The organism is Gordonia sp. DT30, assembly GCF_049844915.1.
Taxonomy (GTDB): Bacteria; Actinomycetota; Actinomycetes; order Mycobacteriales; family Mycobacteriaceae; genus Gordonia.
Window position 1 is genome coordinate 17,885 of the sequence record NZ_JBNCLY010000004.1, and the last position, 17,585, is coordinate 35,469.

Annotated in this window: 15 protein-coding genes; 5 read left to right on the top strand and 10 right to left on the bottom strand. The window is 67.7% G+C overall.

Annotation, left to right across the window (positions count from 1 at the left end):
- Positions 1-5: 5 nt before the first annotated feature.
- The 7 genes from ACLQ3C_RS05390 to ACLQ3C_RS05420 all read right to left on the bottom strand — a co-directional run bounded on the left by ACLQ3C_RS05390 (position 6) and on the right by ACLQ3C_RS05420 (position 9,555).
- Complete coding sequence (locus ACLQ3C_RS05390) at positions 6-1,064, bottom strand: enolase C-terminal domain-like protein (RefSeq protein WP_425704008.1); 1,059 nt, start codon at positions 1,062-1,064, stop codon at positions 6-8.
- The gene (locus tag ACLQ3C_RS05395) at positions 1,061-4,042 is read right to left on the bottom strand and encodes an FAD-binding and (Fe-S)-binding domain-containing protein (RefSeq protein WP_425704009.1); all 2,982 of its coding nucleotides are present in this window, start codon (positions 4,040-4,042) and stop codon (positions 1,061-1,063) included. The genes ACLQ3C_RS05390 and ACLQ3C_RS05395 overlap by 4 nt, the downstream gene beginning before the upstream one ends.
- Positions 4,035-5,837 (bottom strand): thiamine pyrophosphate-requiring protein, encoded by a 1,803-nt coding sequence (locus ACLQ3C_RS05400; RefSeq protein WP_425704010.1) that lies wholly within the window; start codon positions 5,835-5,837, stop codon positions 4,035-4,037. Before ACLQ3C_RS05400 ends, ACLQ3C_RS05395 begins: the two co-directional genes overlap by 8 nt.
- Positions 5,838-5,959: 122 nt before the next feature.
- Entirely contained in the window at positions 5,960-6,817 is an 858-nt protein-coding gene (locus ACLQ3C_RS05405) for a hypothetical protein (RefSeq protein WP_425704011.1), read from the bottom strand.
- 3 nt (positions 6,818-6,820) lie between these two features.
- The gene (locus ACLQ3C_RS05410) at positions 6,821-7,774 is read right to left on the bottom strand and encodes an EamA/RhaT family transporter (RefSeq protein ID WP_425704012.1); all 954 of its coding nucleotides are present in this window, start codon (positions 7,772-7,774) and stop codon (positions 6,821-6,823) included.
- A 33-nt stretch (positions 7,775-7,807) separates the two neighbouring features.
- Positions 7,808-9,064 (bottom strand): serine--tRNA ligase, encoded by a 1,257-nt coding sequence (serS, locus tag ACLQ3C_RS05415; RefSeq protein ID WP_425704013.1) that lies wholly within the window; start codon positions 9,062-9,064, stop codon positions 7,808-7,810.
- A gap of 77 nt (positions 9,065-9,141) precedes the next feature.
- Positions 9,142-9,555 (bottom strand): ankyrin repeat domain-containing protein, encoded by a 414-nt coding sequence (locus tag ACLQ3C_RS05420; protein ID WP_425704014.1) that lies wholly within the window; start codon positions 9,553-9,555, stop codon positions 9,142-9,144.
- Positions 9,556-9,618: 63 nt separating this feature from the next.
- On the opposite strand from ACLQ3C_RS05420, the gene ACLQ3C_RS05425 reads away from it, so the two are divergent.
- Together ACLQ3C_RS05425 and ACLQ3C_RS05430 are read left to right on the top strand one after the other, a co-directional pair.
- Complete coding sequence (locus tag ACLQ3C_RS05425) at positions 9,619-10,818, top strand: septum formation family protein (RefSeq protein WP_425704015.1); 1,200 nt, start codon at positions 9,619-9,621, stop codon at positions 10,816-10,818.
- A gap of 8 nt (positions 10,819-10,826) precedes the next feature.
- The gene (locus ACLQ3C_RS05430; RefSeq protein ID WP_425704016.1) at positions 10,827-11,177 is read left to right on the top strand and encodes a metallopeptidase family protein; all 351 of its coding nucleotides are present in this window, start codon (positions 10,827-10,829) and stop codon (positions 11,175-11,177) included.
- Positions 11,178-11,303: 126 nt separating this feature from the next.
- Here the strand turns inward: ACLQ3C_RS05430 and ACLQ3C_RS05435 are convergent, their stop codons facing one another.
- The 3 genes from ACLQ3C_RS05435 to pheA all read right to left on the bottom strand — a co-directional run bounded on the left by ACLQ3C_RS05435 (position 11,304) and on the right by pheA (position 14,107).
- Positions 11,304-12,278, bottom strand: coding sequence for an HNH endonuclease signature motif containing protein (locus ACLQ3C_RS05435; protein ID WP_425704017.1), 975 nt, complete (start codon positions 12,276-12,278; stop codon positions 11,304-11,306).
- 159 nt (positions 12,279-12,437) lie between these two features.
- Positions 12,438-13,127: a histidine phosphatase family protein gene (locus ACLQ3C_RS05440; protein WP_425704018.1), complete on the bottom strand. Its 690-nt coding sequence runs from the start codon at positions 13,125-13,127 to the stop codon at positions 12,438-12,440.
- Complete coding sequence (pheA, locus tag ACLQ3C_RS05445) at positions 13,127-14,107, bottom strand: prephenate dehydratase (RefSeq protein ID WP_425704019.1); 981 nt, start codon at positions 14,105-14,107, stop codon at positions 13,127-13,129. Before pheA ends, ACLQ3C_RS05440 begins: the two co-directional genes overlap by 1 nt.
- Positions 14,108-14,338: 231 nt before the next feature.
- On the opposite strand from pheA, the gene ACLQ3C_RS05450 reads away from it, so the two are divergent.
- The 3 genes from ACLQ3C_RS05450 (at position 14,339) to ACLQ3C_RS05460 (ending at position 17,477) form a co-directional block, all read left to right on the top strand.
- Complete coding sequence (locus tag ACLQ3C_RS05450; protein ID WP_425704020.1) at positions 14,339-15,112, top strand: DUF2470 domain-containing protein; 774 nt, start codon at positions 14,339-14,341, stop codon at positions 15,110-15,112.
- Positions 15,113-15,151: 39 nt separating this feature from the next.
- Positions 15,152-15,952 (top strand): CPBP family intramembrane glutamic endopeptidase, encoded by an 801-nt coding sequence (locus tag ACLQ3C_RS05455; protein WP_425704021.1) that lies wholly within the window; start codon positions 15,152-15,154, stop codon positions 15,950-15,952.
- A 268-nt stretch (positions 15,953-16,220) separates the two neighbouring features.
- Positions 16,221-17,477, top strand: a complete 1,257-nt coding sequence (locus tag ACLQ3C_RS05460; RefSeq protein ID WP_425704022.1) for an LCP family protein — start codon at positions 16,221-16,223, stop codon at positions 17,475-17,477.
- Positions 17,478-17,585: the final 108 nt, after the last annotated feature.

Genomic DNA, 17,585 nt, shown 5'->3' on the forward strand with positions numbered 1-17,585 from the left:
GCGGGTCAGTGTGCGGCGGCGAGCGTCATGCCGTGGCCTGCGGATGCCGACGGCTTCAGTGCTCCGTCGATGACCTCGGGGACGCCGTCGGCCAGGTGGGGCTCGAGGCGGGCGTGGTCGGCGAAGTATTCGATGTGCCGGATATTCGGCGTGGCCGCAGCCACCGGGGTGTGGAGCGCCGGAGCGCAGTGCGCCGAGACGTCGAGGTGATGCGCGGCGGCGATACCCGCGCAGCGGAACCAGGCGGTGTATCCGCCGCAACGCGTCACATCGAGTTGCAGGCAGTCGACCGCCGGTGCCGTGCGTTCGGCGTCGGTGATGTTCCACACGTACTCGCCCGCGGTGACATCGCAGTCGAGTCGCTCGCGCAGCGACGCCAGGCCCACCAGGTCGTCGCTGGTCACCGGTTCCTCGAACCAGGTGATGCCCATCCGATCCAGCTCGTGGCCGACCCGGACCGCCTGGCCGCGGGTATAGGCACCATTGGCATCGACCATGCAGTCGGCGCCCGTGGGTGCCTGGTCGACCAATGCGGTCGCGCGCGACAGATCGCGCTCGATTGCCGTACCGCCGGCCTCCCCGATCTTGATCTTCATGCCGCGGCACCCTAGGCGTGACCACTCGTCGACGTATCCGCGGAGCTGCTCGGCATCCTCGTTGACGAACCCACCCGATCCGTAGACCTCTACGCGCGAATGCATCTCGCCCCACAGCGTGGTGAGGCCGACGTCGAGCGTGCGGGCCCGCAGATCCCACAGGGCGATGTCGACGGCGCTGATCGCCTGCATCACCAGTCCGGTGCTGCCGACATTCCGGCACGCCCGTACCATCGCCTGCCAGCATCGGGGTGGGTCGGCGAGGTCGTCGTCGTGCAACGCCGACCGCAACACCGTGTCGATCACCTCGGTGGCCGCGCGGTGACCGTAGGTCCAGCCGAGCCCGGTGTGGTCACCGGCCGCGATGGTCACCACCACCGCCGTGGTGGCGTCCCAGCGCAAGGTGCCGTCCTCCTCGGGGTGGGGAGTCGGAAATCGGCGGCTCTCGGTGCGTAGCTCGAACGTCATCGGTTGCCGTCGATCCGGTCGGCGAGGAGTTCGGCCAGATGACGTCCGACCCGGCCACCGCTGTCGAGTTCGGCGATCTGGGTGCGGCAGCTGAATCCGTCGGCCAGCACTTCGGTCTGCGCGGGCGCGTCGCGGATCGAGGGCAGCATCGACTGCTCGGCACAGGCGACGCTGACGTCGAGATGACCGGGCTCGAAGCCGAAATTGCCTGCCAGCCCGCAGCATCCCGATTCCATGAAGGTCGCGTCGATGCCTGCGGTCTCGAGCACCGACCGATCGGCGTCGGTGCCCATCACCGCATGCTGGTGGCAATGGGTTTGCACGAGCGCGGCCGCCGGGCCCGTACCATCGGTGCCACCACGGCTCGGTAGCTGCCATCCGGGGGTGTGCGCGTCGAGGAGCTCCGCGAGCGTCACCGTCTGATCGCGCAGCCGCCGCAGGAGTTCCTCGTCGCCGAGCAATTCGATGGCATCGGCGCGGAACACCGCAGTACAACTGGGCTCCAGACCGACGACGAGTCCACCGGCACGCAGATGATCGGCCAGCGCGTCGAGCGTGCGGCGCAGCACCTTCTCGGCGACGTCGAGTTGCCCAGTCGAGATCCACGTCAGCCCACAACACAAGTCGCCGTGGGGAATCCGGACCTGCCACCCGGCGTCCTCGAGAACCCGGACCGCGGCCTGGCCGATATGTGGATGGAAATGGTTGGTGAAGGTGTCCGGCCACAGCATCACCGTTCCACGAGACGGCTTGGCCACCGGATACCCAGTGGGCCGACGAGACCACCACTGCTGCAACGTTGTTGAAGCAAACCGTGGGATCGCACGGTCCTCGAGGCCGGCGATCCGGGTGCCGATGCGGGCCAGCGGCCGTTGTGCGGCCAACGCATTGACGAGTCTGCCTGCGCGGATATGTCCGATGGCGGCAGCGGCCACCGGTAACCAACCCATCGTGTAGTGGGCGCGCGGGCGCAGCCGGCCCGCGTAGTGGTGGGCGAGGAACTCGGCCTTGTAGGTCGCCATGTCGACGTTCACCGGGCAATCGGCTTTGCATCCCTTGCACGAGAGACAGAGGTCCAGCGCATCACGCACCTCGGTCGATTGCCAGCCGTCGGTGATGGTGCTGTCGGGATGTCCGCCGATCATCTCGAAGAGCAGCCGCGCGCGCCCGCGGGTGGCATCCTCCTCCTCCCCGGTCACCTGATACGAGGGGCACATGACCGATCCGCCGGAGTGGCTGTGCTGCCGGCATCTGCCCACGCCGACACAGCGATTGGCGGCCCGGACGAATGAGCCGTCGTCGTCGGGATAGGTGAAATGCAGATCGGTCGGATTCGTCGGTTGCCATGCGGCGCCCAGCCGGAGGTCGCTGTCGAGCGGATCGGGATCGACGACCTTGCCCGGATTCATCCGGTTGTGCGGGTCGAAGATCCGCTTCAACTCCCCGAACGCCGACACCAGGCGGTCACCGAACATGATGGGCAGCAACTCGCCCCGCCCCTGCCCATCGCCGTGCTCACCCGACAGCGAGCCACCGTAATCCGCGACCAGCCGTGCCGCGTCGGACATGAACGCCCGGTAGGTCGCCACTCCTTGGGCACTGGTCAGGTCGAACGGGATTCGCGTGTGCACGCATCCTTGCCCGAAGTGACCGTAGATACTCGGCGCGGTCTCGCCCAGGTATCCGTACTTCTCGTAGAGTCCCTGCAGATCCCGGATGTAGTCGCCGAGCCGGTCGGGCGCGACCGCGGAATCCTCCCAGCCCGGCCAGGTGTCGGGCTGACCGGGGACGTGGGCCGTGGCGCCGAGTCCGGCCTCTCGTACCTGCCAGAGTTTGTCCTCGACGGCCGGGTCCTTGAGTACCGAGACGTGCGGGTCGTCCTTGCCGATACCGAGATCCGACCGCAGCCGCGCGACGGCATCGGCGACCTCCGCTCGCGTCTGGCCACCGAATTGGACCATGAGGAAGGCCTTGCCCGCCGGAAGGTCGTGCAACGCATCCGGATCGATGTGATTGCGTTGCTCGTCGACGATCAGCCGATGGTCGAGCCCTTCGAGTGCGATGGGGTCCGATCGGATGACGACGGGGACGTGGTCGGCCGCGTCGGCAACGCTGTCGTAGCCGAGCACGACGACAGCGCGCTCGGGAAGCACCGGCACGAGCTCGATTTCGGCGTGGAGCACGGTCACCAGGGTGGCCTCGCTGCCGACGAGTAGTCCGGCGACGTCGAAGTTGTGCTCCGGCAACAATGAATCGAGATTGTAGCCGGAGACGCGGCGCGGAATGTCCGGATATCCGCGGCGGATGTCGTCGGCATACTCGTCGCGCAGCCGCCGCAGTTGCCGGTAGATCGCCGACACCGGATCGCCATGCCGTTCGATGGCATCGTATTCGTCGTCACCGGTTGCCCCACACCAGAATCGGGTGCCGTCGTACAGCATCACCTCGAGGCGCGCGATGTTGTCGACGACCTTGCCGGTCCGCTGTGCCGTCGCACCACACGAGTTGTTGCCGATCATGCCGCCGAGTGTGCAATTCGGGTGGGTCGAGGGACGCGGCCCGTATTCCAGCCCGTGCCCGGCGAGTGCGCGGTTGAGATCATCGAGCACCACGCCGGGTTCGACCACGGCCCGGCGCCGTTGCGCGTCGACCGACACGATCTGGTTGCAGTATTTGGACCAGTCGATCATCACGGCGTGGTTGGTGCACTGTCCCGCCAAACTGGTGCCCCCGCCCCGGGATACGATCGGCGCGCCGGCGTCGCGGCAGGCATGGATGGCCCGGACGCCGTCCTCGATCGTTCTCGGTACCACCACCCCGATCGGAACCTCCCGGAAGTCGGAGGCATCGGTGGAATACGCACCGCGCGTGCCACTGTCGAATCGGACCTCACCGTCGAGCTCCCGAGCGAGACGGCCGGAAAGTTCGGCCCAGCGTGATTGTGGCCCAGTGGATTCGGCGGCCTCGACGCTACTCACCGTCTTCTGCTTTGGTGCCGGGAAGGTATTGCTGCACCTTCTGTTTCGCGCCCTCCTTGATGATGCCCCAGGCATCCTCGTCGCCCTTGACCAACGCGGCACTGAGCGACATCGCCTGCTCACGTGTGGCATGCGGCGGGATCGGCGGAACACTCGGATCACAGCGGACGTCGAGCACCGTGGGCTCCTCGGCGGCCAGTGCCTTGTCCCAGGCATCCCCGAGCCGGCCGACGTCGTCGACGTTGATGCCGCCCAGTCCGATGCTGCGCGCGAAGCCGGCGTAGTCCATCTCCGGAAGATCCTGGGATGCTTTGAATTTCGGCGACTTGGTCATCGCACGCTGTTCCCAGGTCACCTGGTTGAGGTCGTTGTTGTGCAGCACGGCGACCACCAGCCGCGGATCGCTCCACTGCTGCCAGTAGTGCGCGATCGTCAGCAGCTCGGCCATGCCGTTCATCTGCATCGCCCCATCGCCCTCGAAGGCGATCGCGGGCCGTTCCGGGTGCGCCCACTTCGCGCCGATCACATACGGCACCGCCGGCCCCATCGTGGCCAGCGTGCCCGACAACGACCCGCGCATCTGATCGCGAAAGACGATGTGGCGGGCATACCAGTTCGCGGCGGAGCCGGAGTCGGCGGTCACGATCGCGTCCGACGGCGCCCGCCGGGAGAACTCGTGGAAGATCCGCATCGGATTGATCGGATCGGCGTCGGTCATCGCCTGCCGTTGCGCGGTCTTGTCCCACCGCTGCACATGTTTTTCGACCGACTCCCGCCAGGACCGGTCCTGCTTGTACTCCAGATGCGGAAGCAACTGCTGCAGTGTCGCTTTGGCGTCGCCGACGAGATTGACCTCGTTGGGGTAGCGCATGCCGATCCACTTGCCCGACCGGTCGATCTGGACGCCACGGGCCTGCCCGAATTCCGGGAGGAACTGGCTGTAGGGAAAGTTCGATCCGACGGTCAGCAGGGTGTCGCAGTCACGCATCAGGTGGTAGCTGGCGGTGGTACCGAGCAGGCCGATCGAGCCGGTGACCCATGGCAGGGTGTCCGGGAGGACGTCGCGGCCCAGCAGCGCCTTGGTGCAGCCCGCGCCCAACGCCTCGGCGACCTGGGTGACCTCCTCGACGCAACCACGCGCACCCTGCCCGATGAGCATCGCGACCTTCTTGCCCTCGTTGAGCACCGACGCCGCTCGTGCCACGGACTCCTTGTCGGGGGCCGCGGAGGCGGGCTCGATACCCATGCTGGAGGGCACCTGTTTGAACGCGTGCTGCGGCGGCGTGTACTCGAGTTCGAAGACGTCGGACGGGAAGATGATCGCGGTCGGCGCGCGCTCGCTCAACGCGGTTCGAATGGCCCGATCGAGCAGATTCGGGATCTGCTCGGGCACGGTACACATCTGGATGTATTCACTGCACACGTCCTTGTACAGCGAGAGCATGTCGATTTCTTGCTGATACGACCCACCCATCGCCGACCGCTCCGTCTGCCCGACCAGCGCCACGACCGGCACATGCTCGAGCTTGGCGTCGTAGAGTCCGTTGAGCAGATGCACCCCGCCCGGGCCGCTCGTCGCCGCGCACACCCCCACGTGGCCGGAGAATTTCGCGAAACCGACGGCCTCGAAGGCGCTCATCTCCTCGTGGCGTGACTGCACGAACTGCGGTTTGTCGTCGGCGCGCGCCCACGCGGCCAGCAGTCCGTTGATCCCGTCACCGGGATAACCGAACACCTGACTCACGCCCCATTCACGCAATCGGGACAAAACGACGTCGGCGAGTGTCTTACTCACGGAACCTCCTCGGGGTGCGCTACCGGTAATCAGTAGCGCGTACCCGATTGGTCAGATCCCTACACGTTGTCCGGAGCACGGTTTCCGCGCGGTGCTACCTCGGTGCGCTCGGCGCGGCGCCCTCAACCCTCGGTGCTCGCCACCGCCGACGACATCGCGACGATCACGGCACCGGCAACCGCGGCGCAGAAGGCGATCACCGCGACGACGGCCCAGCCGGCGCGCACGGTGTCACCCAGCAACACGATGCCCGCCACGCCGGGCACCACGGTCTCCCCGACGACGAGTGCGGCAGAGGCGGCGCTGACCGACCCGGTCTGCAGTGCGACGGTGAACAGATAGAAGCCGCCCACGCCGCAGACGATGATCGTGTAGGCGGCCGGGTCGGTGAGCAGCCGGGCAAGGTCGAACGGCGAGATCCCGTCGACGATGCGCACGGCGACGGCCAGGCAGCCGAACAGCACACCACCGAGCAGCCCGGCACCCACGGCAACCCGGGCGCCGGAGAACCGCATCAGCACCAGCCCGGCCGCGACGAGCACGGCGCCGACGACGAGCACGCCCCAATGCAGGAGGTCACCGGCATCCCGGTGTCCCTCCTGCCCGGCCGCGACGCCCAGGACCGCCAGCGATGCGACGACGACGACGATGCCCGTCCAGTCGCGCGCCGACAGCCGCGCATGCAGCATCACGGTGGCCAGCAAGGCAGTGACCACCAGATTCGCGGCGATGATCGGTTGGGCGACGAACAGCGGCATCGTTCGCGCGGCCACCATGTTGCCGGCGAAGCCGAGGGTGTCGAGGGCCAGGCCGCCCAGGAACGAGACGGTGATCATCGCGGCGAAGGTCGACGACGCGCTCGGCACCTGTCCGTGCGCGGCGGCGCCGTCGTCGACCTGCGCCGCGCCGCGCGCCTGCAGCACCGACGCGGTTCCGTAGGCGAGAGCCGCGATGACGGCCGCGATCAGCCCGATCAGCATGTCTCAGGCCTTGTCGACGGGTGCGGGCCCGAGTTGGCGCGGCCGGTGCTCGTGGTGATAGGCCGCGGCCTCGGCATGCTCGACGGCCTGCACCGCGCTCGACGACGACACGATCACCCCGCCGATGACGGCGGCGACGAACGCGACGATGGTCGGAATCTCCCAGCCGTTGTTGATGGTGTCGCCGAGCAGCAGGATCCCGATCGCACCGGGGATCACCGTCTCGCCGACGACGAGGGCGGCGGCGGCACCGTTGACCGACCCGGTCTGCAACGCGACGGTGAACAGATAGAAGCCGAGGATGCCGCTGAGCACGAGTCCGTAGAGCGCCGGATCGGTGAGCAACTGACTGACCGAGAACGGTGAGACACCGTAGAGCACACGCGATGCCACCGCCATCACACCGAACATCGCGCCGGCGACCAGACCGGTGGCCGACGCGATGTGCTTGTGCAGCACCCGCATCAACACCAGTCCGAGACCGAACAGCACGAACGTCGCCGCCAGCGTCGCCCAGTGCATCCAATAGTCGTTGCGCGTTCCCTCCGGGCCCGCGCCCACCGCGAGCAGCACCAGTGCGGCGATGACCACCGAGCCGGCGATCCAATCCCGCCGGCGCAGGGCCACGTGCAGGATCAGCATCGCCAGTACTGCGGTGACCACGAGTCGTGCGGCGATGATGGACTGCGACAAGAACAGTGGGATCAGACGCGCCGACAGGATGGTGGCACCGAAGCCGACGACGTCGAAGAGCAGGCCGAGCAGGAACGGCCATCTGATGATGGTGCGGACGGTGGACCGCAGACTCGGCGGCGCCTGGGTGGCCACCGAGCCGGGGGTGGCGGTGGGGTCGTCGGCCTCCCGCCGCGCAGTCCATTCGGCGGCCATCGATTGCAGGACCGCCGCGAGTGCGAACGCGATCGAACCGATGACCGCGGCAATGACGCCCATCATCATGTCGTGCCTATCCCTGCGGAACCGATCTCGCCATCATGCCGGGGTCAGCAGATCGGTGCCGACGAATCGCGCCAGCTCGGCAGGTAGCCGCACCGAACCGTCGGGCTGCTGATGGTTTTCCAGGATCGCCACAATCCAGCGCGTGGTCGCGAGGGTGCCGTTCAGGGTCGCGGCGATCTGCGGCCGACCGTTCTCGTCGCGGTAGCGGGTCGAGAGCCGGCGCGCCTGGAACGTCGTGCAATTCGACGTCGATGTCAGCTCGCGGTACGTGTTCTGCGTCGGCACCCACGCCTCGCAGTCGAATTTGCGGGCCGCCGACGACCCGAGGTCGCCGCCGGCCACGTCGATGACGCGATAGGGCACGTCGATCGCGGCGAGCATCTCGCGTTGCCAGTGCAGCAGTTTCTGGTGCTCGGCCTCGGCCTCGTCGGGTCGGCAGTAGATGAAGCCCTCGACCTTGTCGAACTGGTGGACGCGGATGATGCCGCGGGTGTCCTTGCCGTACGAGCCGGCCTCCCGGCGAAAGCAGGTCGACCAGCCGGCGTAACGCTTCGGTCCGTCCGACAGATCGAGGATCTCGTTCATGTGATAGCCGGCCAGCGGCACCTCGGAGGTACCCACGAGGTACAGGTCGTCGTCCTTGTCGAGGTGATACACCTCGTCGGCGTGCGCGCCGAGGAAGCCGGTGCCGCCCATGACCTCCGGACGTACCAGCACCGGCGGGATCATCAGGGTGAAGCCGTTGGCGGTGGCCTTCTGGGCGGCCATCGTGAGCAAGCCCAGTTGAAGCAGCGCACCCTGCCCGGTGAGGAAGTAGAACCGCGACCCCGACACCTTGGCCCCGCGTTCCATGTCGAACAGACCGAGGGATTCGCCGAGCTCGACATGATCCTTCTGGTTGTCGATGACCGTCGGCTCACCGACGTGCTCGAGTACGACGTAGTCGTCCTCACCCCCGGACGGCGCTCCCTCGACGATATTGGCGATCGCGGCGTGGGCGACTTGCGACTTCGCGTCGGCCTCGGTCTGCCGGGCGACGGCAGCCTTGACCTGATCGGCGAGTTCTTTGCCCTTGGCCAGCAGCTGCGTCTTCTCCTCGGGCGCGGCCTTGCCGACCTGTTTGCCCAGCGCCTTCTGCTCGGAACGCAACGAGTCGGCCTCGACGATCGCCGAGCGCCGCGTGACATCGGCATCGAGTAGTTGGTCCACCAGACCGGGGTCCTCACCGCGGGCCCGCTGCGAGGCGCGGACACGGTCGGGATCTTCGCGCACAATCTTGAGGTCGATCACGACTTCAAACCCTACTTGAGCTGCCGTGCAACCCCCGGCCAGGAGTGCCGGATGTGCAGATCGCGTCGCCGGATTCGTCAGTGCTCGTCGGCGGGATCGCCCCATCGTGCGAGGTAGTCCGCACGCCCGAACATGAGGGCGGTGTCGTGGGCGGTGGGCGCGCCGTGGTGCGGGTCGGCGCCCGCCCCGAGTAACACCGTGACCACGTCGTCGTGGCCCTTGAACACCGCGCCCGCCAGCGGACTCTGCCCACGGTCGTTGGCCAGATCCGCGTCGGCGCCGCGTGCGAGAAGGGCTGCGACGGTGTCGGCGTGGCCGTGGTAGGCGGCCAGCATCAGAAGCGAGTCGCCGGCTTGATTGCGCAGGTCGGCGGGCACGCCGGCGTCGAGGTACGCGGCCAGCTCGGCCGTCGTGCCGGCCCGTGCCAGCCCGAACAGGCGGGTGGCCAGGGCGATGACCTCGGGATCGATCTCGCCGGGATCGGAAGTCACCTCGCCGAGTGTAGGACGTGGCGCGCTCGGAGTCTGTGGACCGACCAGGCATCATGGAGGGCGATGAGTGACGAAGCCCACCGCGACGAGCACGACGACGACGTCGCCCGCGACGAGCCGGACAGCCGAGCCGTCGATTTGACGAAGTACGACGACCAGCCGACCACGCAGTTCACGCCGGCCGAGTCCCCGCCACCCCGCAGCCGAGTGCAGCGCAACGCCGTGCGGATCGGGCTGGCCGCGATCGTGATCGGCGCCCTCGTCGCCGCGGGCGTCGCGTTCGCGATGGGCGCGTTCAACGATCGCGGCAGTGTCGGGACCACCGACATCGGCCAGCACGACCGGCTCGCCGAGAACGCATTCACCCAGTCGAATCCCGGGGACTGTCTGACGTGGCCGGAGAACAGGCCGGGCGAACCATCGAAGGTGGTGTGCACCGACGAGCACCGCTTCGAGGTGGCCGGCGCCCTGGACACCGCGCTGCTGCCGGGGTCGGAGTTCGGTGATTCCGCGCGGTGGCCCGGGCCGGAGCGGTTCGGCCAGATCCGCGACGAACAGTGCCCGGTCATCGTCAACCGCTACCTCGCCGGCCGTCTCGACCCGGACGGGCGATTCTCGGTTGGCCTGATGTATCCCTCGGAACAACAGTGGGACAAGGGCGCCCGCGAATTGCGGTGCGGACTGCAGGTGACCGGCGCCGATGGCACCCCCCAATTGTTCGCAGGCAAGGTCGCCGATCAGGATCAGTCCTTCCAGTGGCCGGCGGGCACCTGTATCGGCATCGACACGCAGACACGACGCGTCGCGTCGCCGCCTACGGTGGTGGGATGCTCTGAGCCCCATGCATTTCAGACCACCGGGATCGTCGACCTCGGGCAGCGGTTCGGCGATGCGACCTCGGGTAAGCCGTGGCCGGGCGAGAAGGCGCAGAACGAGTACCTGGCAACGATATGTCCGGGCCAGGCCGAGCGATTCGTCGGCGGCAAGCAGAAGCTCGATGCCACCGGCCTCAATACCCAGTGGTCGGTGATCAGTGAACCGCGCTGGCTCTCGGGAAGCCGTAAGATCGTGTGCTTCATGGGTCTTCCGGACCAGGGTGGCTTCGCGACCCTCGTCGGTGATGCCCGCGGCGCCGTGCTGATCAACGGCAAGATCCCCCAGCCGCCGGAGCAGGGGCCGCCCGGACGGGCCTTGCCCACGCCGGTACCGCTGCCGCCCGGCGTCGTTCCCAATCCGTTCGAGACACCGGCCCCGGCCGGATAGGCCCGGGCATGCCGGTACGGATGCGTGACGACGAGTTCGAGGAGTTGGTGGGCGACGCCCTCGACTCGATTCCGGGCGAACTCACCGACGCGATGAGCAACGTGGTGATCCTGATCGAGCCACACAACCCGGAGGCTCCGCACATTTTGGGCCTGTATTCCGGTGTGGCACTGACCAGACGGACACACGACTACGGCGGGTTCCTTCCCGACACGATCCATATCTACCGGGATCCGATCCTCGCGATGTGCCACAGCCGCGAGCAGGTGGTGCACGAGGTGGCAATCACCGTCGTCCACGAGATCGGCCACCACTTCGGCATCGACGATGACTGGCTACACACCCACGGGTGGGGCTGAGCAGCGGAAGCCTGGGTGCCGGGCCGGCGCCCTATGAAGTTCTCAAACAACAATTGCAGCCCCGGCGGGCCGGGTGCGGGGTCAGAAAGTTGTTGCGGGCAAGCCTGTTTCAGGCGGCCAGTGTGGTCAGGCAGCGTTGTCGAGGCGTAGCGTTCGCCGGTTGTAGGCCGGTAGTGGTCGTCGTTTCGGGTCGACCGTGGCCGGTGGGATCAGCCACGGATGCCGGTCGAACCCCATCACCACATCCCAGTAATCATTCGGCCCGCTCGCTTCGCTCCCGGCGCCGGCGCGATCGTGAACGTCGTGGTGGCAGCTGGTGCAGAGCAGGCAGCCGTTGTCGAGGTCGGTGGGGCCACCGTCGGCCCAATGCCGCAAATGGTGCGACTGGGTCCGCGACGCGGGTGCACCACACTTCACGCAGCATTCGTCGCGCAGGATGAACGCTTTGCGTTGGGCATTGGTGAACAGGCGTTTACGGCGTCCGAGTTGTAGGGGCGCTTGTTCGTCGTCGAGGATGGCGACAGTCAGTTGGGCGTCACACGTCAATGTGGTGGCGAGTTGGTCGGTGACCGGCCCCATGTGTTGCAGGGCAGACCGGTCGGGCTGGTGGGCGTTGAGCGTCAAAAGGATGTCGTAGCGCGACGTGGTGGAGACGGTGTGGTCGCGGCGTTGCTCGGGGGTGATGGGTTCTCCGGCGCGGGATTCGATGTGGGTGAGTCCGAGGACGACCGCGTCGGCGTGGTCGAGGGATATCGCACCGTCGACGGTGTGGATACGCAGGCCGTCGAGCTCCGTGGTGGTGCCGACGCGGACGAGTCGGCTGGCAACAGCCGGGGCGATTCCCATGGTGATCAACAGTTGTCGTACCGACCGGCCTTGGGGCGCGGTCATTTTGAGGCGGTCGAACTCACCGGTCATGGTGGCTGCGAGGTGATCGAGCATGTTGCGCAAGGTGATCAGTTGCTGCATTGCCGCGAACGCTTCTCGTGAGGTGATGTCCGCGCGGAAGGTGCGGTCGTCGAGTTGGGTGATGAGGCCCGCGGACAGGTCAGCCGAAAGCTCCGCGGACAGTGAAGCCGAAAGCGCGGTGTCGTCGATCATGGAATCCCCCTGGATGCTCTTGCGGTGACTCCATCCTACGCGAACCCACCGACAAGATCCCACGCTCTTGCCTGGAGCTGTGCAACGAATACTGTTTGTGGACAACATTTTCCGCAGTTCAGATGGGCGCGCGATTCTGTCGGAGGCGTGTGCTACCGCTCAGCCCATCGGATTCCCGTCGACGACCAGTGGTTCGTCGACGGCCTGCCCGAACGGCGCCCGGATGGCGCCCCAGCGGTGACACACCCACAGCCCGTCGCGGTATTCGAGTTCGACGCTGCCCGCATTGGGCAGATGTGTTGCGGCGGCGAACTTTCCATCGATCCCGGCCAGCCGGGCCGCAACCAGCCGAATGGCTGCCCCATGGCTGACGACCACCACGTCGGTGGCGTCGGGCCCGCTCAGGTGCCGCTTCGCGAGTTCGTCGATGGCCGGTAGATAGCGGTCGTAGACCATCTGGAGGGATTCGCCACCGGGGATGCGGGTCTGCGGTGCGCCGCCGTACCAGGCGTCGAGGACCTCACGGAAGACCCCGTGCGCCTCATCGTCGCTGCGGTCCTCGAGCTCACCGGCCTGCACCTCGTGGATCCCCTCGACGGCCTCGGGGTCGACCTCCCACACCGAGCCGATCAGCTCGGCGGTCTGCTGCGCCCGGCGGGCCAGCGAACTGACCAGCACCGCCGGCCGCCCGGCCGACTCGCCGGTCACTTGCAGACGGTTCTCCAGACCGTACCGAACACCTTGACGCACACCGAAATCCGTCAACGCCGCGCCGGGCAGTGCGGTGTCGAGGCGGCGCATCACGTTGGCGGTGGTCTCGCCGTGGCGAACCAGATGCAACCGGGCCATCAGTCTGCGCCCCGACGTATCCGGGCCAGCCATTGCGCGCCGGCACGATGGTCGGGCGGCGGAGTGCCGCCACCCGCGTCGGCTGACCACGACCCGAGAAACGTTATCCGCTCCGAGCGCCGATATAGCGCCTGCAGCGCCTCGGCGATGGCGGCGTCCTCGATGTGCCCGACCGCATCGAGAAAGAAGTGATAGTGGCCGGGCATCGTGGTGCCACGTTCCACGTCGCGCCGCGGCCGGGACTGGATTCGTGTGAGATCGATTCCGCGTGAGGCGAATTCGTTCATCGCCGCCATCAGGCTGCCCGGCTCGTTGGAGAGTTCGAGGATCACCGACGTCCGGTCGGCGCCGGTGGGCGCCGGCGGCGCGCCCGGGCGGCCGATCAGCAGGAAGCGGGTGACGGCGTCGGTCGCGTCACTCACACCGTCGGCCAAAACCGTCAGCCCGGCTCCGTCGGCGGCCAGCCGCGTCGACACCGCCGCGTCGGCGCGTCGGGCCGCGACGTCGATCGCCGCCGCCGCATTGGACGATGCGGTGACGAATTCGGCTCCGGGAAAAAGCTTCTCGACGCTCGCACGAACCTGCGCCGAGGCGACGGGATACGCCGCGATCGAACGAACGTCTGCGGCGGTGGTATCCGGCCGCGCGGCGATGGTGAAGGCGATGTCCAGATTCACCTCCGCGAACACCTGCACCCGGGGCACGAGGGCGCCGGGGTCAGGGACCAACGCGTCCATGGTGGCGGGCACCGATCCCTCGAGCGAGCTCTCGATGGGCACGCAGGCGAACTCCGCATGCCCCGAACGCACGGATTCGATGGTGGCCACCGGACTGCTCGCCGCCACTTTGCTGATGTTTGAGATGGCCATGGCACCGGTCCGGCCGACCAGCTCGCCCAGCAGCGGGGCGTCCGCGAGGAACCGGTCGAGGGCCATCTCGGTGAACGTTCCGGGCGGGCCGAAGTACGCGAACTGGGTCACGTCAAAAGCCTAGTGGACTGTGTCACGTGAAAAGCCCAGGAAACAGGGTCACGTGAAAAGCCCAGGAAACAGGGTCACGTGAAGAGCCCGGTAAACATTCGAGCAGCGCGATTCTCACCATTGACGACAGACGTCTCTGGATTTAGGTTAGGGTCACCTTGGTAGAGCCGTCGCGTTGCCGGTCCCGCCAAGGCCGGACGCCGGATTCTCCCCAGATCAGTGAGGACCACCATGACACGTGCCATCACCGACCGTCCGTCGGACGCCGAGGCGATCGCGACCGCCTGCCGCCGCGCCTCCACCGCGATCCTCGCGGTGGAGGATCCGGGCCGGCCCGCCGGCAGCGAACCGGCCCCGGTCGATCTGATCCACCTGTTCGAGTCACAGGCCTTCCTGCTGGTGCCCAGCGACTGCGCCGTACTCGACCTTGCGACCCATACCGTCGACGGCGTGCCCGCGATGGTCGAGATCACCGACTGCGCCCCCATCGACCTGCGCGAACGCGTGCGGTCGCTGATCTGGCTCAGCGGCACCGCACACGCGGTGCCGTGTGAACTCGAACGGGATCTGGCCGTCGAGATCGCCGCCGAACATCCCGAAGGCAGCCTCCTCGACATCGGACACGGACGCTCGATGATCCGGCTGCAGGTGGGCAGTGCGGTGGTGGCCGGCAGTTCCGGTGCGGCAGCCGTCTCGGCCACCGAACTCGCGGCCGCCGTACCCGACCCGTTCTGGTCCTACGAGAGCGAGTGGCTCGTGCACCTCGACGCCGACCACGCCGACGTGGTCGGCCGACTCGCCCGCAAGCTTCCGGGCGATCTCCGCAAGGGGCGCGTCCGGCCGCTCGGACTCGACCGCTTCGGCATCCGGTTCCGCGTCGAGGGAGCCGACGGCGACGCCGACGTGCGACTGCCCTTCCCGCGTCCCGTCGACGACGTCGGCGAGCTCTCCCGTGCGCTGCGCTCGCTGGCCGGCTGCCCGTTCCTCAACAGCCTGCCCGGCTGAGCGGTCCGGAGTCGGCGCCGCACCGTAGTCTGACCACCCATGCGGGTCTCGTCGTTGGTGCGTCCCCCGGTCCAGGCGCAGGTGGCGGTGGTCACCGACCCACGGGAACGACGCGGACTGATCATCGAGCTCGTCATCGTCGGCGTGCTCACCTTCGGCTTCTCGGCACTGTCGGCGATTCTGTCGCTGGTCGAGATCCAGGTGACGAGCGGGGTCGGCAACGCCACGGTGGCCCTCAACCCCAGCCAGTCGTCGGTAGCCGCGATCGATCTGCTCCGGCAGCTGATGGGCGCGGCCCGCCTGTACGCCATCGCCGCCCTCGGTGCCTATCTGCTCTGGCGCAGCGGACTCGTGCTGGGTCGTCTCGGTCTGGGCCGGGTGCGCACTCCCGACATCCCGCCCGGCCTGACGCTGGCCGCGGTCATCGGGCTGCCCGGGCTCGGGCTGGTCGCCGCGGCGCGGGCCCTGGGGATGAATGCTCACCTCGTACCCAGCGAGACCGGCGGCACCTGGTGGCACTGGCCGCTCTACATCCTTCTCGCCATCGGCAACGCGGCGGCCGAGGAGATCGTCGTCGTCGCCTACTTCATCACCCGGTTACGCCAGCTCGGGGCGTCGGAGAACGCGTCGCTGGCCGCCAGCGCGGTGCTACGCGGGGGCTATCACCTCTACCAGGGCGTCGGTGCCGGGCTGGGCAATCTGGTGATGGGCCTGATCTTCGGCCGGTACTACCAGCTCACCAACCGGGTGTGGCCACTGGTCATCGCCCATGCGGTCATCGACGTCATCGCGTTCGTCGGATATGCGCTGCTGCACGATCACCTGGGCTGGGTCGGGTGAAACCCGCCACCGCAGTGAATGACACGGGCACGGCGGGTACGTCGGTACATTCGATGAGGTGAACCAGCCCGATCCGCCGAATGCGGGACGACGCGGTGGTCCATCGCCCGCCCCGAATCGACGGAATCCGGCGCCGATACCCCCACCCCGTCAGAACCCTCCCCCTCAGAACTCACCCCGTCAGAGCCCGCCCCGCCCGCATGGCCGGTACGACGACCGGCAGCCATTTGTGCCGGGCGCGCGTCCCGGCGGCACTCCACGCCATCCGGTGCCCCCGGACCCCGCCGCACCGACCCGGCGGGTGGCGCCCCCGAATCGCCCGCGCAACGACGTCTATGAGCCGCCCCGCGCATACTCCGGGGTTCCCGGGTACGCGCCACCGCAACAGCCCGAAGCGATTCCGGGCCGCGCCCGCCCGGCCGAACCCGCTCCCCGCGAGCGGCATTCGTCATCGGGCGCACCTCCGCGCCGCCCGCGCACCGACGACCCGCGCGCGGCGCCGCCGAGGGAGCCCACCCCGAAGGGGCCCGGTCGCCGGCGCAGACCGTCGCTGCGCCGGCCACGCACCGGCCGCCGGCTCACCAAACGTCGGGTCGGGGCGATCGTGCTCGTCATCTTGTTGGTCCTGGTGATCGTGCCGGTGGCCCTGATGTTCTACTACGACTCCAAACTGCATCGGGTCGACGCACTGGCCCCGTACGCCGGTCGGCCGGCGAGCACCCCGGGCACCACCTGGCTGATCGTGGGGACCGATTCGCGCGCCGATCTCTCCGCGGAGCAGCGCCGCGACCTGTCCACCGGTGACAGCGACGGCGCCCGTACCGACACGATCATGCTGGTGTACAAACCACCGTCGGGAAAGACCTCGATCATCAGCATCCCGCGCGACCTCTATGTGCCGATCCCCGGTCAGGGCAGCCACAAGGTCAACGCCGCCTTCAACTTCGGTGGACCGACGCTGCTCGTGCGCACGGTCGAGCAGCTCTCGGGGGTGCACATCGACCATTACGCCGAGATCGGCTTCGGCGGTTTCGACACCCTTGTCGATGCCGTCGGCGGCGTGAACATGTGCATCGACGCCCCGCTCCACGATCCGAAGGCCGGGCTGAACCTCAAACCGGGGTGCCAGACCCTCAACGGCCGCGAGGCACTGGGCTTCGTCCGTACCCGCGCCTTTGCCAACGCCGACCTCATGCGCGTGACAAATCAGCGAAAGTTCCTCGCGGCGTTGATGTCCAAGGCGACCAGTCCGTCGGTTCTGCTCAATCCGTTCCGGTTGTTCCCGTTCGTCAGCGGCACCGTGGACACCTTGACCGTCGACAAGGGCACCCACATCTGGAATCTCGCGATGCTGGCGTGGTGGTTGCGCAGCTCGCCGCAGACGATCACCACGCCCAACGGTGGACCCGTCGACACCGACGACGGCAGCTCGCTGGAGGTCGACGACTCCACCAAGCAGTTCTTCGACGCCATCCGTCAGGGCCGGCAGATCCCGCAGGAATTCGTCGACGGACAGGCGGGCTGACGACCGGCCACCGCGGTGTGGGATCAGTCCGATTGGCCGCATTTGCTCACCGATTTTTCGAAACTCGGCGAAAATTCAGCCATTCTTCAGCAGGGTGGTGCAGGGTGG

Bases quoted from the DNA above. Each gene is read 5' to 3' on its own strand.
- ACLQ3C_RS05390 (WP_425704008.1), bottom strand. From the start codon at position 1,064: ATGACGTTCGAGCTACGCACCGAGAGCCGCCGATTTCCGACTCCCCAC.
- ACLQ3C_RS05405 (WP_425704011.1), bottom strand. From the start codon at position 6,817: ATGCTGATCGGGCTGATCGCGGCCGTCATCGCGGCTCTCGCCTACGGA.
- ACLQ3C_RS05410 (WP_425704012.1), bottom strand. From the start codon at position 7,774: ATGATGATGGGCGTCATTGCCGCGGTCATCGGTTCGATCGCGTTCGCA.
- ACLQ3C_RS05425 (WP_425704015.1), top strand. From the start codon at position 9,619: ATGAGTGACGAAGCCCACCGCGACGAGCACGACGACGACGTCGCCCGC.
- ACLQ3C_RS05430 (WP_425704016.1), top strand. From the start codon at position 10,827: ATGCCGGTACGGATGCGTGACGACGAGTTCGAGGAGTTGGTGGGCGAC.
- ACLQ3C_RS05435 (WP_425704017.1), bottom strand. From the start codon at position 12,278: ATGATCGACGACACCGCGCTTTCGGCTTCACTGTCCGCGGAGCTTTCG.
- ACLQ3C_RS05440 (WP_425704018.1), bottom strand. From the start codon at position 13,127: ATGGCCCGGTTGCATCTGGTTCGCCACGGCGAGACCACCGCCAACGTG.
- ACLQ3C_RS05450 (WP_425704020.1), top strand. From the start codon at position 14,339: ATGACACGTGCCATCACCGACCGTCCGTCGGACGCCGAGGCGATCGCG.
- ACLQ3C_RS05455 (WP_425704021.1), top strand. From the start codon at position 15,152: ATGCGGGTCTCGTCGTTGGTGCGTCCCCCGGTCCAGGCGCAGGTGGCG.